Here is a 24,984-nt window from a genome sequence, read left to right on the forward strand (position 1 = left end):
TTACTCAGCAGCCTTTTTGGCAAAAGTAGTGTTCACAAGTTTTTCATACTCCACTCGTTGAGGAAGTTCACCTGCTTCCTCCATAATTGTTTGCAAGTTATCCCACTCTCCTTCATCAAGGATTGGGTCAGTAGCATAAGAGCCTTGTGCTTTATATCGCTCAATTACCGTTTCAATTATCTCTATATCCACATTTTCAAAATACGGTTGAATAATTTTTGCTACTTCAGCAGCACTCTCATTTTGCACAAAATCCTGTGCTCGTTTCAATGCATTTGTAAAGGCTTGAACAGTTGAAGCTTCATCCTTTAAATAACTACTTTTGGCCATAAAGGACGTGTAAGGAAGATTACCAGACTCCGTTCCAAACGAAGCTACAATATAACCCTTTCCTTCTTTCTCAAAGACACTCGCAGTAGGTTCAAATAATTGAACATAGTCACCAGTACCTGATGCAAAAGCAGTAGCAATGTTGGCAAAATCAATATTTTGAATGAGCGTTAAATCATTTACAGGGTCGATGCCATGTTTTTTCAGCACGAATTCACCTGCCATTTGTGGCATTCCACCTTTACGTTGCCCCAAAAACGTTGAGCCCTTCAATTGATCCCACGAAAAATTATCTATCTTATCTCTTGCCACTAAAAAGGTACCATCCGTTTGTGTTAACTGTGCAAAATTTTGAATGGGATCATTTGCACCTTGTAAAGTGACATAAATAGACGTCTCAGACCCAACTAAAGCTATATCAATTCCATCTGACAGTAACGCCGTCATCGTTTTATCGCCACCTGCAATCGTTTGTAGCTCAACAGAAAGACCCTCCTCCTCGAAGAAACCTTTCTCAAGTGCTACATATTGAGGCGCATAGAAAATCGAACGAGTTACTTCTCCTACTTTGACTTTTTCTAGCTCTGCTTTATTACATGCCGTCAAAGAAAGGAGTAACAAAGCAATGACACCTAATAATAAACCTTTTGTAAGCCAACGCATTCCCTTTCCTCCTTGATGTGTTGAAAATAAGCCTATCGACATTAACTTATTCACATAAGAAGATTTCGGTGCCTATCATTTTTTAATTTGTGTAGAGTGTGGGTGTTTTCCTCAGCTTGACTACAGGGGGAAACATACAAAAAAACAGCCTTAGCATTAAAACCGCTAAGACTGTTTATAACAGATAAAAAGTTCTTATTATAAAGTACGTAATTGTTATTGATTGGTAGCTTGTTGCTCTTCTCTTTTTTCACGCCATAGTCTTGTTTTATAGACAATTAGAATTAAGGCCGCTACAATAAGACCTTCAATCATTGGTAAGAATAGGGCGAAGAATGTAAGCATGATACAACCTAAAAATAGGAACGCATAAATAATAATATTTTGAGATAACTTTAATTTCTTGGCAAAGCCTAGTTTATAGACAATGGCAGAAAGTACAAATACAAGAAGAAATACAACATAACCTGCTATTTCATAGCTTGGTAAATTTTCATATAAAAATCTAGTGATACCAGCCATTCTCCCATAAACTCGTGTTGTTTCATCTGTACCTGTCTGTGCAGCAACTTGAATAACATTTAGTTCACCCAATAAAGCGGACTTCAGATCCAAGACTCCTCTTCCTTTCGTGGAAGCAAAAAATTATTGTTCAGCGTTTTTTAGTTTTTTCGCTATTCTTTCACGTTCATTTTTATCTAGAATTTGTTTACGAAGGCGAATAGATTCTGGAGTGATTTCTAAATACTCATCATCATTTAAGAACTCTAATGCTTCTTCTAGTGTTAATAGACGCGGCTTTTTAATAACGTTTGTTGCATCTTTTGTCGCAGAACGAACATTCGTTTTTTGCTTCATTTTTGTTATGTTTACAGTGATATCATTATCACGTGTATTTTCACCAACAATCATACCTTCATAAATTTCAGTACCTGGCTCAACAAATAGTGTACCACGGTCCTCTACTTGCATCATACCATAAGTTGTCGATTTACCAGTTTCCATTGATACAAGAACACCTTGGTGACGGCCACCAATACGGCCTGGAATATATGGTTGGTAACAATCGAATGTATGGTTAATGATACCAAAACCTTTCGTCATAGACATGAATTCTGTTGTATATCCAATTAAACCACGGGCAGGAACAAGGAATGTTAAACGTACTTGGCCATTGCCATTGTTCACCATATCCAACATTTCACCTTTACGCGTACCAATCGATTCAATAACCGAACCTACATTTTCCTCTGGAACATCGATTTGTACACGTTCAAATGGTTCACATTTTACACCATCAATTTCACGAATGATAACTTGAGGTTTTGATACTTGTAGTTCAAAGCCTTCACGGCGCATATTTTCAATAAGAATTGATAAATGTAGCTCACCACGTCCAGAAACCGTCCATGCATCTGGTGAATCTGTATCTTCTACACGTAGAGATACGTCCGTTTGAAGTTGTGAACGTAAACGCTCTTCTACTTTACGAGCAGTTACCCATTTCCCTTCACGACCTGCAAACGGTGAATTATTCACTAAGAAAGTCATTTGTAATGTTGGCTCGTCTATACGTAATGGTGTTAAAGCTTCTTGATGTTCCACCGGACATACTGTTTCCCCAACGTTGATGTCTTCCATACCTGAAACAGCAATTAAGTCACCAGCTTTTGCTGATTGGATTTCTTCACGTTTTAAACCAAAGAAACCAAATAGTTTTGTTACACGGAATTGTTTCACAGTCCCATCTAACTTCATTAAAGCAACTTGTTGCCCTACTTCAATTGTTCCGCGGAATACGCGTCCAATCCCAATACGACCAACATAATCATTGTAGTCAAGTAATGCCACTTGGAATTGTAATGGATCTGCTGAGTTGTCTACTGGTGCAGGAATTGCTTCAATTACCTTTTCAAATAGACATTGCATATTTTCTTCTTGTTTTGCTGGATCAGCATCAAGAGAAGCTGTACCGTTTACACCTGATGCATACACAACAGGGAAATCTAATTGATCATCATCAGCGCCTAGCTCGATGAATAATTCTAATACTTCATCTACTACTTCTAAAGGACGAGCTGAATCTTTATCAACTTTGTTTACAACTACAATCGGTGTTAACTTTTGTTCCAACGCTTTTTTCAGTACAAAGCGTGTTTGCGGCATACAACCCTCATACGCATCGACAACTAGTAAAACGCCATCTACCATTTTTAAAATACGTTCTACCTCACCACCGAAGTCGGCGTGTCCAGGCGTATCAAGGATGTTAATACGAGTTCCGTTATAGTTTACTGCAGTATTTTTTGCTAAAATTGTAATACCACGTTCGCGTTCAATATCATTAGAGTCCATTGCACGTTCTTCAACATGTTCGTTTGAACGGAATGTACCTGATTGTTTTAATAATTGGTCGACTAAAGTAGTTTTACCATGGTCAACGTGGGCGATAATTGCGATATTGCGAAGATCTTGACGTAAGTTTGTCATTATTCCACTCCATATTCTTTTTTCGAATGTTTAACTGTGATATTATAGCACAAGAAGGATAGAAATGTCCTTATTAGAATTTCCATCATTCTAAAAAATATATTTGATCGACAAATTTTTTATATAGGAGGCTAGGCTATGAATCGTGCAAAAATCGTAATGGCCATCTATGCATTGGCAGCTGTATTAGCAATGTGTTCTATCGGCTACTCTGTTGCAGCTAGTAATGTATTTGGTGTAATAGCTGGTATTGTGGCTACTTGTGTCATTTTCATGACAGCCTTTAAAATGAAGCGTAAACTACGTGCGCAAGGATTACTTTAAAGAACATAAAAAGGAGCTGTCTAATAAATAGACGGCTCCTTTTTATTCATATGGCACTATATATTTTTCTAATAATTCTTTATGAATAGCGGGATTAGCAATAATAAATGTATCCTGATGAAGGAAATCAAAGCCTTCACCATGTAGATTTGTAGCAACTGCTCCAACTTCCTGAGCAATGATGGTCCCTCCTGCAATATCCCATGGTGCTAAACGCATAGAGACATAGGCATCTAATTTGCCACTTACAACAAATGCAATTTCCATTGCTGCGGAGCCATAGGACCGTGTACCGCGAACTTTACGAACCATATCTATCACCTTTTCATGGTGAATATGTCGATTAGGTGCGACCCAATGTGCATTTATGCCAATGACAGACTCCTCCATTGTAACAGACTGTAGTTTACGCAATGGTGAATCATTATACCATGCCCCTTGCCCCTCTATGGCACTAAATAAATCCTCCCGCATGACATCAAATATGTAACCTAACTTTCCTACGCCATTGACAAAAATACCGATTGAAATCATAAAATGGCGATGCTGTTTAACAAAATTCATCGTTCCATCAATTGGATCAATAATCCAAACTACACCATCCAGTGATTTAACCTGTTCGCCCATTCCTTCTTCCCCTAGAATTTTGTGGGTTGGATCAAAAGCTTTAATTTGCTCAATAAAGAATAACTCCGTCTCTCGATCAATATTGGTAACGAGGTCATTTGCACCTGATTTTGTCTCAATTACTAGATTATACGAAAAAGCCTCTCGAATACGTCGCCCAGCTTCAAAAATAATATCTTTTGCAAATTTATCAATTTGTTGTAAATCCACTCATAACCCACCCTTCGAATATAAGAAAAGGCCTTTTATATTAATCGCTCTCGTATGTTTATGATGCCTTTTCCCACTACTTCACAACTTTTGCTATATAAAACCTAGTACTACCTTATGATATAATTTCTATTTTACCCTTTGTCACAATAAAAATCACCTGCTGTCGGAATATTCAGCAAGTGATTTTTTAAATGGGTATTAGATTTTGATTACGCATAGGCGTGCAAACTTTCAAGTTCCATCTGAATTTCTGCCAGACGTTTTTTACTTTTTTCAATTTCCATGTCATTTTTTTCATTCATTGCTGCAAAAAGTGAAGCTAATTCATAATCTAATTCTAATTGTAAAATGTGCTCATATTGCTTTTCAATGTCAACTTTACGTATAATTTTTACGAATGGTTTCATAAAAAACACTTCCTTTTTTTAATTTTTTCACAAAAACTTTACTCATTTGATAAAGTTCTTGTTATAAGATTTTTTCCCAAATTCAGCGTAAAATAAACCTTATAAAACGAAAGGAGTAAAATAAAATTGCCAAAAATAAAGTGGACAAACAAAGACTTTAAGGTTTTTACAATAGACGGTTTAGAACAAAGAATGGATGCTTTAAATTTACATGTACGTCCAAAATTCAATCAGCTAGGTGAAGATTTTTCTGCATTTTTCTCTAGCCAATTAGGTGAAGAATTCTTCCCGCATGTGGCTAAACATGCTCGAAGAACTGTTAACCCTCCAAAAGATAGTTGGGTTGCCTTCGCCCCTTATAAAAGAGGTTATAAATCATTGCCTCACTTTCAGATTGGTCTATGGCGCACACATTTATTCATCGTCTTAGCTATTATTTATGAAGCCCCTCAAAAAAATGTTATGGCTGAGCGTTTACTAGCTCATAAATCTTTAATTGAGCAGCTTCCAGATGATTTTATCGTGTCAGGAGATCATATGTCCCCTGAGGCCGTTTCTCTCGAAGTGGCAAAAGAAGACAAGCTTGAAGAAATGCTTATTCGCCTACGAGATGTCAAAAAGGGTGAGTTTTTAATTGGCCGTCATATTCCAAAAGAACAAGCAACCAAACTAACAGCAAGCGAATTACATCAATTAACAGAAGACACATTTAACAGCTTACTTCCTCTTTACAACATTATTGTTGGAAAATAAGCTAACCTTATAAAGTTTTTTTATTGATGTAGTTTATGCAATATGTCGTTTTTTAACACAAAAAAATAAAGAGTGGATGTGAGTTGATCTCACATCCACTTTTTTAATGGCCATTTCTTGGGGTAACTTTTATAATCATCCCATCTTCGGCTTCCTTTGTTTGTTTTACAACTGGATAGCTAATGTAGCCACTCGCCTCTTCAAATTCGCGAAAAATTGATTTTTCCTCTGCTTGGGAAGGAACAATCTCTTTAAAGCGTCGATATTTAGCTAGCATAACTTCACGCTTGATGCCTTTTTCATAAGCTTTCTCAATTCCCTCAAAGAATTGAACAACATCCACAATCTCCTCTGTGGACCAATCAGTTGAAAACGGATAAGAGTATTCCATTCGACAAAACCACCTTTACGTTATTGCCCCCATTTTAACCGTATACTTTCAGCTTCTGCAACCATTCGCTTAATAAGGTCATCAACGGTTGGGATATCGTGAATCATTCCGGTCACTTGTCCAGCCCAGCCAAAACCCTGTTCCTTATCACCATCATAAATAAAGCGTTTATTTGCTGAACCACTTATATATTCTTTCAACGCCTCATATGTTGGTGTTTTTTCCTCAATTTCCAAAATCTTTGTAGTAAAGTCATTGCGTAATGCACGAGCCGGCGCACCAATTGAGCGCTTAATAATGGTTGTATCTGCCTCAGTACTTGCAACTAGTGCCTCTTTATAAGCCTCAGAAGCATCAACACACTCTCGTGTTGCTATAAAACGAGTGCCCATTTCAATGCCTTCAGCTCCCAATGCTTGAGCAGCCATCCAGCCGCGTCCATCACCAATTCCACCTGAAGCAATGACAGGAATACTAACACTATCAACCACCTGGGGAACAAGAACCATTGTACCGACATCATCACGCCCAAGATGACCGCCACCCTCTTGACCCACAACCATTACAGCATCTGCTCCAAGCTGTTCAGCCTTTTGAGCTTGTCTACGAGCAGCTACAAGGACTAATTTTTTTATAGCTGTGCCTGCCAGTAAATTAAATATAGGCGCTGGATTTCCCCCTGTCATTGTAACAACTGGAACTTCTTCTTCGATTGCAACGCGCACCATATCCTCATAGCCTGTACCATGCATGCCAATCGCAAAATTTACGCCAAATGGTTTATCTGTTAATGTTCGTACCTTATGGATCTCTGCTCGTAATAATTCAGGATCTCGTAAACTCATAGCCGTTATTTGCCCTAAACCACCAGCATTCGACACAGCTGCGGCTAAATCAGCATATGCTAAATAGGCTAATCCCCCTTGAATAATTGGATATTTAACCTGTAAAAGATCCGTCACACGTGTATTCCAATTCATAGTACCTCCCCTTTCGTTCAATACTATTTTCTCGGTATCCTGAAAAAAATCCTTTTATTTTTTAGGAAAAGCCTATTTTTTCGTGTCGTTAGGTGCTATAATTCATTTGTTTTCTTAGATATTATAAAGTGAGGTGGTACCTGCGTTGTCACAATTAGAGACTCCATTGTTCGACGTATTATTAAAACATCGGAACAGACATCCCATTCAGTTCCATATTCCAGGCCATAAGAAAGGGCAAGGAATGGATCCTGCTTTCCGAGAATTCGTCGGCGACAACGTTTTATCAATTGATTTAATTAATATTGCTCCACTAGACGATTTACATTCACCAAAGGGTGCTATAAAAGAAGCGCAAAACTTAGCAGCTGAAGCCTTTGGTGCTGATCATACATTCTTTTCCGTTCAAGGTACTAGTGGCGCCATCATGACGATGATTCTGACCGTCGTCGGTCCAGGTGATAAAATTCTAGTGCCACGGAATGTTCATAAATCTATTATGTCGGCGATTGTATTCGCTGGTGCCATTCCAATTTTTATTCATCCTGAAGTTGACAGCGAATATGGGATTTCTCATGGCATATCTCCTGAAGCTGTTGAAAAAGCATTAAATGCTTACCCAGATACAAAGGCAGTACTTGTTATTAATCCAACATATTTTGGCTTTACAGCTGATTTAAAGCGTATTGTGGAGATTGCTCATGACCGTAATATTCCGGTAGTAGTAGATGAAGCGCATGGTGTACACATAAAATTCCATGATGACCTTCCATATTCAGCTATGGAAGCAGGTGCTGACATGGCAGCAACAAGCGTTCATAAGCTTGGTGGCTCCATGACACAAACGTCTATTTTAAATGTACGTGAGGGTCTTGTTTCTGCAAAACGTGTACAAGCTGTATTTTCTATGTTAACAACTACATCGACATCCTATCCATTACTTGCTTCACTTGACACAGCTCGACGTCAGTTAGCCATTCATGGATACGATTTAATTGACGATGCATTACGTTTAGCAAAGGATGCTCGTAAACGCATCAATCAAATACCACATTTAAAGTGCGCAGGTAAGGAAAAGTTACATTCTTCTGCAACTTATGATATGGATCCATTAAAACTTCTGATTAGTGTGAAAGATTTAGGTATTTCTGGTCATCGAGCTGAGGAATGGTTGCGTTATAATGCCAATATTGAAGTCGAATTGTCTGACCTTTATAATATCTTATGTTTAGTGACTTTAGGAGATACAAAAAAGGAAATTAATCTTTTAATAAATGCGTTAACTCGTATGTCAAAAGCATTTGATTCTGAAGCGGCTATAACAGAGGCTTTGGTAAACGTGCCAGAAATTCCAGCTCTTGCTATGTCTCCACGTGATGCTTTTTATGCAGATACAGAAGTCGTTCCACTTGCAGAAGCAGATAACTGTATTTGTGCAGAATTTATTATGGTGTATCCTCCCGGAATTCCTATTTTTATTCCCGGGGAAATAATTACTCAAGAAAATATTCATTATATTCAAATGAATATTGAAGCAGGTTTACCCGTTCAAGGACCAGAGGATACAACATTAAAAACAATTCGTGTTATCAAAGAACGTAAGCCAATTTTCTAAAAAATATAAGCTAGCTCTTCAATAAGAAGGGCTAGCTTTTATATTTATAAATACAGATGTGAGTATATTCTTCTTCTTGAACACAACCAGAAAACATTCTCTTCATTACAAAATAGTTATAATAGAATATTATCTGAAGTTTTTTTCATTTCATTTTCACAATGAATAATTGCTTCTAGAAATAACCATTTATTTAAAACAAAAGGGTTGTTTCCTATCTTTTTTGAGACAGCTCCTTTTTCTATAAAGCACCATTCTATTATAAAAATAAATACACAAATAAAGGGCAGAAGAAGGCTCCGATAATAGCCGTTAAACCCATTGATAAGGAACCAACTGATAATTCCTGTTCCCCATATTCTCTTAATTTCACAAGACCTACCCCATGTGAGGCACTTCCTACTGCCACTCCCCTACTCACGGCAGAGTCAATTTTGCCATACTTAATGACTAATGGTCCGATAATGGCCCCTACAAACCCTGCAATCATGACGAAAACAGCCGTTAAAGGAGGAATGCCCCCAATCGTTTCGCTCACCTGCATTCCAACAGGCGTTGTTAACGATTTAGGTAAGGCTGTCAGCATCCAGCTAGGTTCTACACCGATCCATTTTAGTAACACAAAAATTGTCACTAAGCCTGTTATCATGCCGATTAGAAGTCCTGATAAAATAGAATACTTATATTTCATAATAATAGCTCGTTGATTATAGAGAGGATATGCAAGTGCCACAACAGCAGGCCCAAGCATTTTCTGAAGCCATTCCCCACCTTGCATATAAGTTGAATAAGGAATATCAAATACAAGTAAAATCATTGCACTGACAATCGTAGTCGTGACCAAGGGAATCATGATAGGATGAGGAAATCGTTGATAGAGCTTTGTAAATAAAATAAACATGATGATGGTGCTAAGGACAACCGTTACTTCAATCAACAGTTAATTCCCCCTTTCCTTCTTCCACATTAGGCTTTGAGCTTTCTTTTTTGGCCAGTTCTCTTTTTTCAATGAGTTGTGTCAGCAATCCTGTTACATAAATAGAGATTAATGTACTAGCAATAACTGCTAAAATGATGAGCAGACCAGTGAATGTCATGAGCTCTGGATAATCAATAACACCTACAGTTGCTGGAATGAAAAACAACGTTAAGATGCCAATTAAAAAACCTGCTCCATCTTGTATATATTCGACCTTAATAATTTTAAAATTGAGTGAAAGTGCTAATAAAAGTAAGCCAATAACGCTTCCTGGAAGAGGTATGTGCAGATAAGAAACAAAACCAACCCCCATGTAATAGAAAATAGTAAGTATACCGATTTGCACAATAATCCGAACAGCTCGTAACAACAACGTAGCAAAATTTTCGTTCAACATTTCGCCACTTTTCACCCCCTATATCGTTCATTCTACATCTGTAGGAATTTTCTGTCTATTGTAATTTTAGAAAAATAATAATCAAATACCGAAATATCCAAGCAATTCTATGAAACAGTATTAAAAGTCCTATTCTATAAGAACTTCACTTTTTATCATTATGACTTATCAACTTTTTTATATTGTGCCTATCCACTTCAAATCACTTTTTTAATGATCATCTAGCAAATTTCGAAATTTTTTTATATAATCGAAAATTACAAAAGATTACTAGTATTATCAATGACTAAAATTTCTAGAATAAACACAAAGGTGGGATTCACTATTATCTTTAAAACATTAACACTCCAAGCCCGCTTTGCCTATTACAGCAGTTTTTTAATTTTTATTATTGTTATTTTAGCAGGCATCCTCTTTTATATGACCATATCTGATGCATTGCAAACACAAATTGGAAACCGGGCACTATATTTGGCGGAAACAACGGCTAGCAGGGGTGATGTAATTGAAGCGTTTCATACAAATAACCCTTCCGAAAGTCTGCAAAAAATTAGCAAAGAGATTATGCTTGCTGCAAAAACTACTTATGTTGTAATAGGAGATAAAAATGGTATACGCTACACCCATCCTATCGCTGACCGTATTGGTAAATCGATGGTCGGAGATGATAATGACCGAGCATTAATCAACGGTGAGTCTTATATTTCCATTGCAAATGGTTCAATGGGACAATCCATTCGTGGGAAAGCACCTATCTTAGACTCAAATGGATCGATTATTGGTGTTGTTTCAATTGGTTACTTAACAAGTGAATTAGATCGCTTATATTTTTTATACCTTGATAATATTTTTTATACGATGGTTATTGCACTAGGCATTGGTATTATCGGCTCTATTTTTTTATCCCGAAACATTAAAAAGCAAATTTTTAATCTGGAGCCAAGTGAAATTGCCAGTCTATTAACAGAAAAAAATACTTTAATTGAATCAGTCCGTGAAGCTATTATTACGGTAAATCAGAAAGGTGAAATTACGACCCTAAACAATGCTGCCGCGAAAATCTTACATTTAACGGATTCAGCTTCTATCATGGGCGATAATATAGAAGAGCATATACCAAACACACATCTGCTAAACGTATTAATGAAGGGTGAAAAACAACTTGATAAATTGATGATTGTTAATGGTCATGAAATTATTGTTAACCGTGTACCTATGAAGGTGAATGATAAAGTTGTCGGCGCAGTTGCAAGTTTCCGATTACAATCAGAAATAGAACAAATGGCTATCGAATTATCACAAGTAAAGCAATATACGGAAGCTTTACGTGCTCAAACACATGAGTTTAATAATGTCCTTTACACAATATCAGGCCTTATTCAATTAAATGCATCTGATGAAGCACTATCTATTATTCATAAAGAGGTACAAGGACATTCTTCTCTAACCCAATTTATAACAAAGCGTGTAAAGGACCCATTTTTAAATGGTTTAATTATCGGATTTTTTAATCGTGCACGTGAATTAAAAATCAAGTTGATTTTTGATGAGGATAGTTATTTAGAAACATTCCCTGAAAGCATCGAAAAAAGCCTAATTATTTCTATTATTGGAAATTTATTAACCAATGCTTTTGAAGAGGTTGAAAAAAACAAAGAGCGACAACCAATTATTAGGCTTTTTATATTTGATAATGGAGAGGAAATCATCTTTGAGGTCGAGGACTCGGGACAAGGTTTTGCACAAGAAAAACTAGACGTGCTATTTTCAGAAAATATTTCTACGAAAGATAGTAAGCATCGAGGCTATGGATTAAGGAAAGTCATTTCCAGTATCCATGATTTAAACGGTACTCTTGCTCTTGAAGAAGGAGATTTAGGAGGTGCCCTATTTATCGTATCTATTAGCAAAAGGGGGACTATGATCCATGAACAATATTGAAGTGCTAGTAATTGAAGATGATGTACGTGTAGCAGATGTACATTGTCGTTTTTTAGAAAAAATTGAAGGCTTTACAGTAATTGCACGGGCAAGTACGGGAGAAGAAGCTTTAGATTGGCTTCAATCATTTTCACCACACCTTATATTACTCGATGTCTTTTTGCCAGATATACTGGGAGTAGATTTAATTGATAAAATCCAAGAAGTGAGCCCAACAAGTAGTATTATTTTGATTACCGCAGCTACAGAGGCACATATAGTACAGAAAGCTTATCAGAAAAATGTTACTGATTACATTTTAAAGCCATTTACATTCGAACAGCTAAAAGAGAGTATAGAAAAATTCCGTTACAAGTATCTATTGCTGAAAAATAATGAGAAATTTACACATGAAAAAATTCAATACCTTTGGCCAAAAGCAGGTTCATCCCCCCTTCAAGAAACACCGTTATTATTACCAAAAGGGATAGATCCAACAACAATGAATCATGTTATCAACCATTTAAGTATAATGGAGAATGGTAGTACAGCTGAGCTGTTGGGAAAGAATATAGGTGTCAGCCGTTCCACCGCTCGTCGTTATTTAGAATTTTTAGTTACACAAAAGCAGGTCTATACCGAACTGACTTATGGTACAGTTGGGCGTCCTGAACGACGATACTTTATTTCCACATAAACTTTATGAACAAAATGATGTTAATCCACATTATTATCACAATATTTCCAAAATTGAGAAGTAAGTTATAGTATGGGTAGCGCTAAATTGATAGCGCTACCATTTTATTTTTAAGGGGGATTTTTATGTGGAGGAACATTTCTAAAATAATGGTAGCTGGCTTACTATTTACTAGTTTGGTTGGCTGTTCAGCATCAAATGGAGAAAAAACAGAGGGAAAGAATGCCAGTGATTATCCAAAAAGTAATATTACCATTGTTGCTCCATCAGGTGCTGGTGGTGGCTGGGATTTAACAGCTCGTGCAGTAGCAAAAACAATGAGTGATACTGGGTTGATTGATAAGGCGATTCAAGTTGAGAATAAGCCAGGTGGTGGTGGTGCTGCCTTCATGGCAACATTTGCTACAAAGGAAGCCAATAATGATTATATATTAATGGTTAAATCACCACCGATCCTTATAAATCATGAAAAGGCTGAAGGAAATAGTAAATTTGGCTATAAGGATACTACACCTTTAGCACAATTAACACGTGACTATGGCGCAATCGTTGTTAAAAAGGATTCTCCTTTCCAAACGCTTGCAGATGTTTTAAATGCCATGAAAACTTCACCAAAAGATGTCACATTAGCAGGTGGGTCTGCACCAGGTTCGATGGATCATCTAGTAGGAATTATCCCGGCTTATAAAGCGGGGATTGACTTAAAAACAATTAAATATGTTTCTTATGACGGTGGCGGTGAGGCAGTTACAGCATTATTAGGTGGCAATGCGGATGTAATTGCAACAGATGCCTCCACAATTGCTACTTATGTTAAATCCGGAGATGTTCGTGTATTAGCTGTCAGTTCCTCTGAACGCTTAGAAGGTGAGCTAGCAGAGGTTCCTACTTTTAAAGAAGCCGGTATTGATGAGGAGTTTACAATTTGGCGTGGTATCTTTGGTCCAAAAAATATGAGTGAAGATGCGATTGCCTATTGGTCTGAAAAATTACAGGCAATGTCTGAATCAAAAGAATGGCAAGCTGAGGTGACACGTAATGGCTGGCAAGCAGAATACCGTAATGCGGAAGAATTTACAGCTTATCTAGACAGTCAAAATAAAATAATCATTGAACTACTAACAGCTCTTGGTATGCAAAAATAACGAATCGTTTTTTTAAAAAAGGCACAAGTATTTCCATTAAATATAGAACTACTTGTGTAACTTTATCTATTTTCAATGGAGGTGTAAAACGGTTGAGCTATACATTTGATAAAACATTTAGCATTACCCTCTTAGCACTTAGTATTTTGTTTATTTTTCAAGCAACACAGATTTCTGATAGTGCTTATGGGTCTACAGTTGGTCCCAAAATTTTCCCATTAGGTTTAGGTATTATTTTAGGTTTATTAAGTCTTCAATTATTTTATGAATCATGGAAAAAAGCTGTGAGAGAGCGAGTCACAGGAGGACCAACTACTTCTTCTAAAATATCTTCAACAGAGCTCAAAAAGTTCTTAATTATTTTAGGTAGCGCTCTTGCGTATGTATTTTTCCTTGAAAAAATTGGCTATATGATAACAACATTTTTATTTTTGTGTATTAGTTTCCAAACAATGGAACGTACTAAACTTATTTATTCAATTATTATTGCAGCTGGATTTTCACTGGGCGTCTATTATTTATTTACAAGTTTACTAGGAGGGTCATTGCCTAGTTTCCCAATTTTTTAGTACAGGAGTGAACATATGTCGACATTGCAATTTTTAGCTGATGGATTTGCAGTTGCCCTTCAATGGCAAAACCTTTTATTCGCTCTTGTTGGTGTCATAATTGGTACAGCAGTTGGTGTACTTCCAGGTATAGGTCCAATGAGTGGAGTTGCATTATTAATCCCCGTTACAGCAACCATTACAGCTGGACTACCTACTGAGGCTGCCGCTACCAGCTCAATTATTTTACTTGCAGGGGTATACTATGGGGCCATGTATGGTGGATCAACAACTTCCATTCTATTAAACACGCCTGGTGAATCCTCATCAGTTGTGACAACATTGGATGGCTATCAAATGGCTAAACAAGGTCGTGCTGGAAGTGCTCTTTCTATCGCGGCCATTGGCTCATTTTGTGCAGGCGTTGTAGCACTACTAGGTCTGATATTATTAGCTAATCCATTGTCAAAATTAGCACTTAAATTTGGACCCGCAGAATACTTTTCTTTGATGTTATTAGGACTTGCAGCAGTAAGTGGCCTAGCAGGACGTTCTATTACCAAAGCTTTAATTATGACTGTTTTAGGGCTTATGCTCGGAACAGTTGGTATTGATGCCGTATCAGGTATAGAACGTTTTACATTTGGTCAGCCAATGCTGTTCTCTGGCATTGAATTTTTAACCATCGCTGTTGGTTTATTTGCATTAGGCGAAGTATTTAAAACCATTCTTGAAAAAGAAGAAGAGGATGGTCAATTAGCCAAAATTAATCGTGTATTACCAACAAAGCAAGATTTAAAGGATAGTGCTGTTCCTATTGCTCGCGGCTCCTTATTAGGCTTTTTCATCGGCGTATTACCCGGCGCAGGCGCAACACTTGCCTCATTCTTTTCTTATATTACCGAGAAAAAATTCAGTAAAACACCCGAGCAATTTGGAAAAGGTCATATTGCGGGTGTAGCTGGACCTGAATCAGCGAACAATGCTGCATCAGGCGGTGCAATGATCCCATTACTAACTTTAGGAATTCCCGGCTCAGGTACTACTGCTATTTTAATGGGTGCACTTATTATGTATAATATTCAGCCAGGTCCATTATTATTTGATGAACATCCACAAGTTGCTTGGGGATTAATTGCCAGTATGTTTATTGGAAATTTAATGTTATTAGCATTAAATATGCCTTTGGTCCGCATTTTTGCCAAAATCATCGAAACACCTAAAAAATATTTATTGCCTATTATTATTGCAATTTCAATTTTTGGAGTTTATGCCGTACAATTCGCCACGTTTGATTTATTTTTATTAGTAGCTTGTGGTGTACTTGGTTATCTATTTGCTAAAAATGATTACCCAGTAGCTCCATTAGTACTTGCATTAGTACTAGGGCCGATGATTGAAAATAATATGCGCCGTGCATTAACCATTTCGAATGGAGACTTTTCTATTTTTATAACAAAGCCTTTATCATTACTATTTTTAGTGGTTGCCATTTCTTGGTTACTTATACCACTGATTATGAAAATACGTGGTAAAAATGTTCTTATTAATGAAGAAGGATAAATATTCTTAAAAATCCACTATACTTCTATTAGTATAGTGGATTTTTACTATTCTATAATGCGTGACCAGAGCCACCATCAATATTAACAGCTGTACCTGTAACATAGCTCGCCGCATCAGATACTAAAAAAGTGATAACGTTTGCTGCTTCTTGCGTATCACCTACACGACCCAGCGGAATTACTTGCCCCACTTTACGAGAATATTCTTCCCATGATAAATTTGGTTCTTCCTTTTTCCATTTCTTTTCGATTTGATCACTACGAATAAGTCCTATACATACAGAATTTACTCGAATATTATCCTTCCCTAAATCCTTGCTCATCGCTTTTGTCAAGGCAAGCCCCGCAGCACGGCTTACAGTAGTTGGAAGTGAACTTGCAGGTGGAGTTTTAGCCATCACGGCAGTCACATTAACGATTGCACCGCCCCCAGCCTTTCGCATATATGGAGCAGCATATTTTGAACAATGAATAGCTCCAAATACCTTTAAATCTAAATCTGCCTGCCACAGCTCACTACTCACCGTTTCAAAGGAATTCGCTGAAGCTGTACCAGCATTATTAATAAGAATATCCACACGTCCAAAATGCTCTACAGTACGCTCAATGAGATACTTACAATCTTTTTCTTTTGTAATGTCAGTTGGAACAATTAATACATCTACGCCTGTTTCATTTTTTATGCATCCTGCAGCCACTTGCAGTTGTTTTTCACCACGAGCGCAAAGTACAACCTGTGCACCCTCTTTAACAAGCTGCATGGCTGTATAATAGCCAATTCCTTTACTCGATCCTGTTATAATTGCTACTTTCCCCGTTAAATTAAGCTCCATTATTAAATCCTCCTTACTTTCTACAATGCTATCATTATAGCATTTATCGATTATTCAGAATAATCAAAGGAGCTTGTAAAAGGTAGAAATACGATTTAAAAGCTATAATAATTGAATATTTTCCATGAGGAGCTACTTATTACTTATCATTATCATTCAAGCCTGTTACAGGAAAAAGCTAATAGAAAAATTAATTGTTCATATAAAACATTGGCTAAAAAAAGAGTGTAGATAAGCGAATGTCTCGCTTTATCTACACTCCTTTATTCAAATTATTTTTTCGCTACAATGTGGATTGGGTTGCCAAGTAATACTTCAGCAGTTTCCATTGTAATTTCACCTAATGTTGGGTGAGCGTGAATTGTTAATGCGATATCCTCAGCAGTCATGCCGCCTTCAATTGCTAAGCCCATTTCAGCGATCATATCAGATGCACCAGCACCTACGATTTGAGCACCAATTAATAAGCCGTCTTCTTTACGAGCAACAAGTTTCACGAAACCTTCTGATTGGTTTAATGCAAGAGCACGACCATTTGCTGCGAATGGGAATTTCGCTGCAGTGTATTCAATGCCTTCAGCTTTTGCTTGTTCTTCGTTGTAACCAACTGTCGCCATTTCTGGATCTGTGAAACATACAGCCGGCACAGCAAGATAATCAACTACTGATTTTTCACCCGCAATTGCTTCAGCAGCAACTTTACCTTCGTAAGATGCTTTATGTGCAAGTTGTGGACCTGCTACGATATCACCGATTGCATAGATGTTTGGAATATTTGTACGACATTGTTTGTCAACATTGATTAGACCACGTTCACCGAATTCAACTCCGATTTCAGCAAGGCCCATTTCATCTGTATTTGGACGACGTCCTACAGTAACTAATACGTAATCAGCTTCAACTTTTTTCTCTTCTCCGCCTACTTCATAAGTTACTACTACGCCGTTTTCAGTTTCTTCTACGCCTTTTGCAGATGCGTTAACTTCAATTTCAACGCCTTTCTTTTTAAGGCCTTTTTTCACGATTTGCGTCATTTGTTTTTCGAAGCCAGCTAAAATATCTTTTCCGCCTTCAATAATTGTTACTTGAGAGCCAAGGTTCGCATAAGCTGATCCAAGCTCAGTACCAATATAACCGCCACCGATAACAACTAATTTACCAGGTACTTCTTGTAGAGAAAGTGCACCAGTAGAATTTAATACACGATCAGTGAATTTGAATGTTGGAATTTCAACTGGACGAGAACCTGTTGCAATAATGACATTGTTAAATGTGTAAGTTTGAGCAGATTCACCATTGATGATACGCACTGAATGAGCGTCAACGAAATAAGCTTCACCTTGTACTATTTCAACTTTGTTACCTTTAAGTAAGCCTTCAACACCGCCAGTTAATTTCTTAACAACGCTGTCTTTAAATGCTTGTGCTTTTGAGAAGTCTAATTTCACATCAGAAGCGATGATTCCCATGTCATCTGAATGTTTAGCTTGCTCAAAACGGTGACCTACTGAAATTAATGCTTTTGATGGGATACAACCTACGTTTAAGCACACTCCACCAAGTACATTTTTTTCAACGATTGTTACTTTTTGGCCAGTTTGAGCTGCACGAATTGCTGCTACATATCCTCCAGGACCTGAACCAATGACAAGAGTATCTGTTTCGATTGGGAAATCTCCTACTACCATTTTTGTTACGCCTCCATTAATAATAATTCTGGCTCACTTAACAAACGCTTTAAATGATTTAAAGCATTTTGCGCAGTGGCTCCATCGATCATACGATGATCAAAGCTCAATGATAATGCTAACACAGGTGCGGCTACAATTTCACCATTTTTTATTACAGGTTTTTCTGAAATTCGACCAATACCTAGAATTGCTACTTCAGGATGGTTAATAACTGGTGTAAACCATTGTCCTCCTGCAGAGCCAATATTCGTAATGGACATGGAAGCACCTTTCATTTCATGTGGTGCTAGCTTACCTTCACGGGCTTTTGTCGCTAATTCATTAATTTCATTAGACACTGCAAATACAGATTTACGATCTGCATGCTTAATAACTGGTACTAGTAAGCCTCTTTCAGTATCTGCTGCAATACCAATGTTATAGTAATGCTTTTGGATAATTTCTTGTGTTGCATCATCTAAAGAGCGATTAAATTCTGGGAACTCGCGTAAAGTTGAAATAAGTGCTTTCACTACATATGGTAAGTATGTTAATTTAACACCTTTTTCGGCAGCGATATCTTTGAATTTTTTACGATGTGCTACAAGAGCTGTTACATCGACTTCATCCATTAGTGTAACATGAGGAGCCGTTTGTTTCGAGTGTACCATTGCTTTTGCAATCGCTTTTCGAATACCTGACATTTTTTCACGAGTCTCTGGGAAATCCCCCTCAAGAACTACTGGTGCTGCTGGTGTAGACGTTTCTTGTTGAACTGTATCTTCTGATGTTTCGATATTTGTAGTTTCAGCCTCTACAGTGCCTCCACCTTTTAAGAAGTTTTCAATATCTTCTTTAAGGATTCGACCGTTTTTGCCTGTACCCTTCACTTCACGAATATTTACATCGTTATCACGGGCAAATTTACGTACAGAAGGCATCGCGATCACACGTTTTGTTTCATCAACTACTGTCTCCACTTTTTCTGGAGCTTTTTCGGGAGCTTTTTCGGGAGCTTTTTCTGGTGCCTTTTCCTCTTTAGCAGGAGCTTTTTCTACGTTCTGACCAGATTCAGCAGTTGCTTGAACTTGTGCCTCTGTTTTTGCTTCGGCATGATCGTCACCTTTTAGCTTTAAGTCTTCATAGCCAGGTGCGTCTAATCGGATTAAAACATCGCCAACTACGGCAACTGTTCCTTCTCCTACTAAAACTTCCTCTACTGTTCCTTCAACTGGTGAAGGGATTTCTACTACTGCTTTATCATTTTGTACTTCACAAAGAATATCGTCTTCTTTTACTGTATCTCCAGCTTTAACGAACCATTTCACAATCTCGCCTTCGTGAATACCCTCGCCAATATCCGGTAATCTGAATTCAAATGCCATGTGTACCCATCCTTTCTATTTACTGTTGTTCAAGTTTAGAAGCTTTATTAGAATGTTAAAACTTTTTTCGCTGTTTCCATTACATCTTTGTAGTTTGGTAACCAAACACCTTCAGCTTGTGGGAATGGGTACACAGTATCTGGTGCAGCCACACGAAGAACAGGAGCCTCTAAGCTTAGAATTGCACGCTCTGTAATTTCTGCTACTACGTTCGCAGCGATACCTGCTTGTTTTTGAGCTTCTTGGACAACGATTGCACGACCTGTTTTTTCAACAGATGCGATAATTGTTTCCACATCGATTGGTTGAATTGTACGTAAGTCAATTACTTCTACAGAATGTCCTTCTTTTTCAAGTTCTTCTGCAGCCTTTAAGCTTTCATGAACCATTAAACCGTAAGCAACAATTGTTAAATCAGTACCTTCACGTTTTACATCCGCTTTTCCTAGTGGAATTTCGTATGCTTCCTCAGGCACTTCTTCACGGAATGAACGGTATAGTTTTAAATGCTCTAAGAAAATAACTGGGTTGTCATTACGAATAGAAGAAATAAGTAAACCTTTTGCATCATATGGTGTTGATGGAACAACAACTGTTAATCCTGGTTGTGCTGTCATTAAGCTTTCTAAGCTATCTGAGTGCATTTCAGGTGTGTGCACACCACCACCAAATGGTGAACGGATTGTTACTGGAGCATTGTAGACGCCACCACTACGGTAGCTCATACGTGCTAGCTGGCCACTAATTGAATCCATTACTTCATAAACGAAACCAAAGAATTGAATTTCAGGAACTGGACGGAATCCTTGAAGAGAAAGGCCAACTGCTAAGCCACCAATACCTGATTCTGCTAATGGTGTATCAAATACGCGGTCAACCCCAAATTCTTTTTGTAGGCCTTCTGTCGCGCGGAATACCCCACCGTTGACACCTACATCTTCCCCGAATACAAGAACGTTTTCATCATTCTTTAATTCTGTGCGAAGTGCATCTGTAATTGCTTGAATCATCGTCATTTGTGCCATAGGTTATTTCGACTCCTTCTCTTTATAGATTTCATACTGTTCTTTTAGATTAGATGGCATTTCGCCTTTATACATATTTTCCATTAATTCTGTTACTTTTTGTTTTGGAGCAGCATCTGCTTTTTTGATTGCTTCTTTAATTTCTTCTTTTGCTCGCTCAATAACTGCTTCTTCTTTTTTCTCATCCCATATACCTTTTGCTTCTAGGTATTTACGGAAGCGAACTAGAGGATCTTTTTGAGCCCATTCATTATCTGTATCAGAAGTACGGTAACGAGTTGGGTCATCCCCAGCCATTGTATGAGGACCATAACGGTAACACATTGTTTCAATTAATGTTGGGCCTTCACCATTAACCGCGCGCTCACGAGCATCACGAGTTGCTACATAAACTGCAAGCGCATCCATTCCATCTACTAAAATACTTGGTAATCCTGCTGCTACACCTTTTTGTGCAATTGTTTTAGCAGCTGTTTGCAATTCACGAGGTGTTGAGATTGCATATTGGTTATTTTGTACGATGAAGATTGCTGGAGATTTAAATGCACCTGCAAAGTTAATGCCTTCATAGAAGTCTCCCTGAGAAGAACCACCGTCACCAGTATAAGTTACTGCAACAGCTTTTTTCCCGCGTTTTTTAATACCAAGTGCTACCCCAGCAGCTTGAATATATTGTGCTCCAATAATAATTTGTGGAGCTAAAACGTTTACACCTTCAGGAACCTGATTCCCCATGAAGTGACCACGTGAGAATAAAAATGCTTTTTCAAGAGGTAAGCCATGCCATACAATTTGAGGTACATCACGGTAACCTGGTAAAATCCAATCTTCTTGTTCTAATGCAAAGTGAGAAGCAAGTTGTGAAGCTTCTTGACCAGCAGTCGGTGCATAGAAGCCTAAACGTCCTTGACGATTTAATGAGATTGAACGTTGATCTAAAATACGTGTGTAAACCATACGTGTCATTAACTCAACTAGTTCCTCATCTGATAATTTCGGATCTGCCTCTTTATTTATAATTTCGCCTTCTTCATTCAAAATTTGAAACATTTCAAACTTATCTTCGATTTCAGTTAGCGTTTGTTTAGCATCAAAAATATTATTGTTTTTCTTGCTCATTTGTCACATCTCCCTTTCAGCTGTATTAAAATAAATCACCTTTTTAACTAGTACAACTTATTCTTGACACTCAGTATACTGAATAAAATACTGTCGGTCAATCATCTATTACTGCTATATACAAAGATTTTTTCTAGAATAACAATCAAACACAACTGTCCTATACTGTATTACTAATATTCAAATTCTGTATTACAACACCTTACTCACACCATACAACTCTTACGTTTTCCAACAGGTTTTCCCCTAGTAGAATACCCCATTCTCGAAAATCTAATAGCATTAGAAAAATTTTTTGAGTATATTCAAATAAGGACTTTTTTCATGGGATTGTACGAAAACGTGATGTATACTTATTAGTAAGCACTACAAAGTTGAAAGGAAGATTACTATTATGATTTTAATGGATGATATTATCCGCGAAGGTCATCCGACTTTACGCACAAAAGCAGAGGAAGTTAAATTCCCTTTAACTGAAGAAACAAGAAAGCTTGCTGAGGATATGCTTCAATATTTAATCAACAGCCAAGATCCTGAAATGGCAGAAAAATATAATTTGCGTAGTGGCATTGGTTTGGCTGCCAATCAGGTAAATAGCTTACAGCGTATGTTTGCTCTTCATTTAAAAGATGAGGCTGGTGAACAATTAAGCTTTGTAGCCATAAATCCAAAGATCGTTAGCCATTCTGTTGAAAACACATACCTATCAGCAGGAGAAGGATGTCTTTCTGTTGACCGTAATATCCCTGGGTATGTACCTCGCCATGCACGCATCACAGTAAAATTTAAAACAATTGATGGTGAAGAGAAAAAAATGCGCCTTAAGGGCTTGCCAGCTATTGCCTTTCAGCATGAATTAGATCATCTAAATGGCATTATGTTTTATGACCGTATTAATGAAAAGAATCCATTTGCGGAAATACCAGATTCAATCCCATATGAGCGCGACTAAAAACAACCTCGGCAGTTTTTTACTTCTGCCGAGGTTAATTATTATTTACATTCTAATTGTCTATCCATATTTAACCGAGCATTGATCGTTTCAATTAATGCTGGCAACTCCGCCATTGTTTCAATTGTATAATGAGCGCCAGATTCTTCAAAAACACATTTTGTTTTCTCTATGATTTGTTGCTGTTCTTCTGAAGACAGGGCATTGAATTCTTCTTCGGATAGTCCCATTTCTGAGCTTCCAATAATAACGCCAACAGCCCAAACACCTGCATTCAAGGCTTCCTTTATATCTGATGTTGTATCGCCAACCTTCACAACTTGCTTCGTCGCTTGCGAACCTAATACCTCCATATTTTTAAAAATCATATATGGATATGGTCGCCCTTTATCACCAACCTGTGTTGGTGTTACAAGAAAATCAGGTTGATAGCCCTTGTCAGCAGCATGCTTTGTCACTACTTCCATCATTGCATCTGTATAGCCAGTTGTAGAGCCTATTCGAATACCTGCATCTCTTAATTGCTGTACTGTTGTTTTCACGTGCTGGATAGGATCTGTATAGGTCGCCAAAGACTCCATTAATTTTGTTTCAAAATGATTATACAATACATGTACATCCTTTTCAGTAAAGGATTGTCCATGTACACGATGCCATGCTGCTTTAATTCTTGGCATTTCTAGCATGGTGCGTATATGATCAATTTTCAGCATCCCCATTGGTTTACGAGCCTCTTCCAGTGTAACTATTACACCAGCATCTTCAAAAATTGTTAAAAAAACATTAACAGGAGCAAAACAACCAAAGTCAACTGCAGTGCCTGCCCAGTCCAAAATAACCGTCTCAATTTTCATTGTTTTTCACCACCATATAATTTTCAATGATTTCACATAATGCAAGAATATCTTCCTCATGAATATCACCAATATTGCCAATACGGAATGTATCGACATCCGTCAGCTTACCTGGATAGATAACGAAACCTGCATTTTTTATTTCCTGATAAAAATGCTCAAAAGAAAACTCTTTATACGGGAATAAAAATGTTGTGATAATTGGTGATTGAAGCTCCTCCGAAATATACGCTTTAAATCCCAGCACCGACAAGCGAGAGCGAAGTAGTTGATTATTATACGCATAGCGTTTGTAGCGGGCATGAATTCCGCCTTCTTCATTCAACTCTTCAAGCGCCTTCGCAAAAGCTGCCACTACATGTGTAGGCGATGTGAAACGCCATTTCCCATCTTGCTTCATTACTTCCCACTGACTATGCAAATCTAATGCAACACTTCGAGCTTGTCCCTTACATTTTTCCAGTGCTCTTGTATTCGCGATAACAAAACCAAAGCCTGGGACACCCTGAATACATTTATTGGCACTACTAATACAAAAATCAATATGCAAGCTTGATAAATCCATTGGTACGCCTCCAAAGCTACTCATGGCATCCACAATAAACGTTTTGTTGAACGAATGAACAACTTCCCCAATTTCTTTAATAGGATTTAAAATACCAGTAGTCGTCTCACAATGTACGAGAGCTACATGAGTAATACTCCTATCTCTTTTAAGGAAGGATTGAACTTCTAACAAGGAGGGCTGTTCATCATAAGGAGCACTATAAACAACATGCTGTAACTTTAAGGCTTTGGCCATTTCAACAATTCTTTCACCATAAGCACCATTTGTTAGTATCAGCACCTTATCATTTTCACCAATTGCTGTTGTTAGTACAGACTCTACTACAAAGCTTCCACTTCCTTGCATTAGTACCGTAGTGTAATCAGCTTCATCAACTTTTGCTAATTTTAAGAGTTGCTTACGAATCACTTGTGTCACATTTTTATAATCGTCATCCCATGTACAACGATCTTTTAACATTTCTCGTTTCACTGCTTCAGTTGTTGTCAATGGACCTGGCGTCAATAATTTATAGTTACTCATCTGCTATAACTC

At 37.5% G+C, this 24,984-nt stretch carries 25 protein-coding genes; 9 read left to right on the plus strand and 16 right to left on the minus strand.

The annotated features are described in order from the left end of the window. The 3 genes from AAJG31_RS09225 to typA form a co-directional block, all read right to left on the minus strand. Window positions 1-993, minus strand: coding sequence for an ABC transporter substrate-binding protein (locus AAJG31_RS09225; protein ID WP_004224773.1), 993 nt, complete (start codon window positions 991-993; stop codon window positions 1-3). Window positions 994-1,209: 216 nt separating this feature from the next. Continuing rightward, on the minus strand, window positions 1,210-1,608 hold the full coding sequence (locus AAJG31_RS09230; protein WP_004224772.1) for a YlaH-like family protein: 399 nt from the start codon (window positions 1,606-1,608) through the stop codon (window positions 1,210-1,212). A gap of 30 nt (window positions 1,609-1,638) precedes the next feature. Beyond that, on the minus strand, window positions 1,639-3,483 hold the full coding sequence (gene typA / locus AAJG31_RS09235; protein ID WP_054549845.1) for a translational GTPase TypA: 1,845 nt from the start codon (window positions 3,481-3,483) through the stop codon (window positions 1,639-1,641). A gap of 138 nt (window positions 3,484-3,621) precedes the next feature. On the opposite strand from typA, the gene AAJG31_RS09240 reads away from it, so the two are divergent. Continuing rightward, window positions 3,622-3,807, plus strand: a complete 186-nt coding sequence (locus AAJG31_RS09240) for a DUF5325 family protein (protein ID WP_004224770.1) — start codon at window positions 3,622-3,624, stop codon at window positions 3,805-3,807. Window positions 3,808-3,849: 42 nt separating this feature from the next. Here the strand turns inward: AAJG31_RS09240 and AAJG31_RS09245 are convergent, their stop codons facing one another. Together AAJG31_RS09245 and AAJG31_RS09250 are read right to left on the minus strand one after the other, a co-directional pair. After that, entirely contained in the window at window positions 3,850-4,644 is a 795-nt protein-coding gene (locus AAJG31_RS09245) for an inositol monophosphatase family protein (RefSeq protein ID WP_004224769.1), read from the minus strand. 212 nt (window positions 4,645-4,856) lie between these two features. Next, complete coding sequence (locus AAJG31_RS09250; RefSeq protein ID WP_004224768.1) at window positions 4,857-5,054, minus strand: hypothetical protein; 198 nt, start codon at window positions 5,052-5,054, stop codon at window positions 4,857-4,859. 126 nt (window positions 5,055-5,180) lie between these two features. Here AAJG31_RS09250 and AAJG31_RS09255 point away from each other — a divergent pair, with 126 nt between their 5' ends. Beyond that, on the plus strand, window positions 5,181-5,807 hold the full coding sequence (locus AAJG31_RS09255; protein WP_279494076.1) for a DUF1054 domain-containing protein: 627 nt from the start codon (window positions 5,181-5,183) through the stop codon (window positions 5,805-5,807). A 103-nt stretch (window positions 5,808-5,910) separates the two neighbouring features. On the opposite strand, the gene AAJG31_RS09260 is transcribed toward AAJG31_RS09255, so the two are convergent. Together AAJG31_RS09260 and AAJG31_RS09265 are read right to left on the minus strand one after the other, a co-directional pair. Continuing rightward, window positions 5,911-6,198 (minus strand): UPF0223 family protein, encoded by a 288-nt coding sequence (locus tag AAJG31_RS09260; RefSeq protein ID WP_054549842.1) that lies wholly within the window; start codon window positions 6,196-6,198, stop codon window positions 5,911-5,913. 20 nt (window positions 6,199-6,218) lie between these two features. Then, entirely contained in the window at window positions 6,219-7,178 is a 960-nt protein-coding gene (locus tag AAJG31_RS09265) for a nitronate monooxygenase family protein (RefSeq protein WP_048394725.1), read from the minus strand. Between the two features lie 145 nt (window positions 7,179-7,323). Between AAJG31_RS09265 and AAJG31_RS09270 the strand changes: the two genes are divergently transcribed. Next, on the plus strand, window positions 7,324-8,793 hold the full coding sequence (locus tag AAJG31_RS09270) for an aminotransferase class I/II-fold pyridoxal phosphate-dependent enzyme (protein WP_004224764.1): 1,470 nt from the start codon (window positions 7,324-7,326) through the stop codon (window positions 8,791-8,793). Window positions 8,794-9,052: 259 nt separating this feature from the next. Here the strand turns inward: AAJG31_RS09270 and AAJG31_RS09275 are convergent, their stop codons facing one another. Next, window positions 9,053-9,730, minus strand: coding sequence for an LrgB family protein (locus AAJG31_RS09275; RefSeq protein WP_115673804.1), 678 nt, complete (start codon window positions 9,728-9,730; stop codon window positions 9,053-9,055). After that, window positions 9,723-10,169: a CidA/LrgA family protein gene (locus AAJG31_RS09280; RefSeq protein WP_279494075.1), complete on the minus strand. Its 447-nt coding sequence runs from the start codon at window positions 10,167-10,169 to the stop codon at window positions 9,723-9,725. The genes AAJG31_RS09275 and AAJG31_RS09280 overlap by 8 nt, the downstream gene beginning before the upstream one ends. A gap of 282 nt (window positions 10,170-10,451) precedes the next feature. On the opposite strand from AAJG31_RS09280, the gene AAJG31_RS09285 reads away from it, so the two are divergent. From AAJG31_RS09285 to AAJG31_RS09305, 5 genes are all read left to right on the plus strand, one after another. Continuing rightward, window positions 10,452-12,110, plus strand: coding sequence for a sensor histidine kinase (locus AAJG31_RS09285; RefSeq protein ID WP_279494074.1), 1,659 nt, complete (start codon window positions 10,452-10,454; stop codon window positions 12,108-12,110). Then, window positions 12,097-12,786, plus strand: a complete 690-nt coding sequence (locus tag AAJG31_RS09290) for a response regulator (RefSeq protein ID WP_048391939.1) — start codon at window positions 12,097-12,099, stop codon at window positions 12,784-12,786. The genes AAJG31_RS09285 and AAJG31_RS09290 overlap by 14 nt, the downstream gene beginning before the upstream one ends. Before the next feature lie 125 nt (window positions 12,787-12,911). Next, on the plus strand, window positions 12,912-13,931 hold the full coding sequence (locus AAJG31_RS09295) for a tripartite tricarboxylate transporter substrate binding protein (RefSeq protein ID WP_279494073.1): 1,020 nt from the start codon (window positions 12,912-12,914) through the stop codon (window positions 13,929-13,931). A 92-nt stretch (window positions 13,932-14,023) separates the two neighbouring features. Next, window positions 14,024-14,500, plus strand: a complete 477-nt coding sequence (locus AAJG31_RS09300) for a tripartite tricarboxylate transporter TctB family protein (RefSeq protein WP_054549838.1) — start codon at window positions 14,024-14,026, stop codon at window positions 14,498-14,500. Window positions 14,501-14,515: 15 nt separating this feature from the next. Beyond that, window positions 14,516-16,042, plus strand: coding sequence for a tripartite tricarboxylate transporter permease (locus AAJG31_RS09305; RefSeq protein WP_048391942.1), 1,527 nt, complete (start codon window positions 14,516-14,518; stop codon window positions 16,040-16,042). Between the two features lie 52 nt (window positions 16,043-16,094). Here the strand turns inward: AAJG31_RS09305 and AAJG31_RS09310 are convergent, their stop codons facing one another. The 5 genes from AAJG31_RS09310 to pdhA all read right to left on the minus strand — a co-directional run bounded on the left by AAJG31_RS09310 (window position 16,095) and on the right by pdhA (window position 22,076). After that, window positions 16,095-16,877 carry an SDR family oxidoreductase gene (locus AAJG31_RS09310; protein ID WP_279494071.1) on the minus strand — a complete coding sequence of 261 codons (783 nt, stop codon included), beginning with the start codon at window positions 16,875-16,877 and terminating at the stop codon, window positions 16,095-16,097. Between the two features lie 272 nt (window positions 16,878-17,149). Beyond that, complete coding sequence (gene lpdA, locus AAJG31_RS09315) at window positions 17,150-18,565, minus strand: dihydrolipoyl dehydrogenase (RefSeq protein WP_004224738.1); 1,416 nt, start codon at window positions 18,563-18,565, stop codon at window positions 17,150-17,152. 5 nt (window positions 18,566-18,570) lie between these two features. Continuing rightward, window positions 18,571-19,932 (minus strand): dihydrolipoamide acetyltransferase family protein, encoded by a 1,362-nt coding sequence (locus AAJG31_RS09320; protein ID WP_279494069.1) that lies wholly within the window; start codon window positions 19,930-19,932, stop codon window positions 18,571-18,573. 47 nt (window positions 19,933-19,979) lie between these two features. Beyond that, window positions 19,980-20,957, minus strand: coding sequence for an alpha-ketoacid dehydrogenase subunit beta (locus tag AAJG31_RS09325; RefSeq protein WP_004224734.1), 978 nt, complete (start codon window positions 20,955-20,957; stop codon window positions 19,980-19,982). A gap of 3 nt (window positions 20,958-20,960) precedes the next feature. Continuing rightward, complete coding sequence (gene pdhA, locus AAJG31_RS09330) at window positions 20,961-22,076, minus strand: pyruvate dehydrogenase (acetyl-transferring) E1 component subunit alpha (protein WP_004224731.1); 1,116 nt, start codon at window positions 22,074-22,076, stop codon at window positions 20,961-20,963. 394 nt (window positions 22,077-22,470) lie between these two features. Between pdhA and def the strand changes: the two genes are divergently transcribed. Next, window positions 22,471-23,028 (plus strand): peptide deformylase, encoded by a 558-nt coding sequence (gene def, locus AAJG31_RS09335; RefSeq protein ID WP_048391947.1) that lies wholly within the window; start codon window positions 22,471-22,473, stop codon window positions 23,026-23,028. A 41-nt stretch (window positions 23,029-23,069) separates the two neighbouring features. On the opposite strand, the gene phnX is transcribed toward def, so the two are convergent. Next, on the minus strand, window positions 23,070-23,882 hold the full coding sequence (gene phnX, locus AAJG31_RS09340; protein ID WP_279494067.1) for a phosphonoacetaldehyde hydrolase: 813 nt from the start codon (window positions 23,880-23,882) through the stop codon (window positions 23,070-23,072). Next, entirely contained in the window at window positions 23,872-24,972 is a 1,101-nt protein-coding gene (phnW, locus tag AAJG31_RS09345; RefSeq protein ID WP_279494065.1) for a 2-aminoethylphosphonate--pyruvate transaminase, read from the minus strand. The genes phnX and phnW overlap by 11 nt, the downstream gene beginning before the upstream one ends. Window positions 24,973-24,984 lie beyond the last annotated feature (12 nt).

It is taken from the genome of Lysinibacillus sp. BS3, assembly GCF_039614735.1.
Lineage (GTDB): Bacteria > Bacillota > Bacilli > Bacillales_A > Planococcaceae > Lysinibacillus > Lysinibacillus capsici.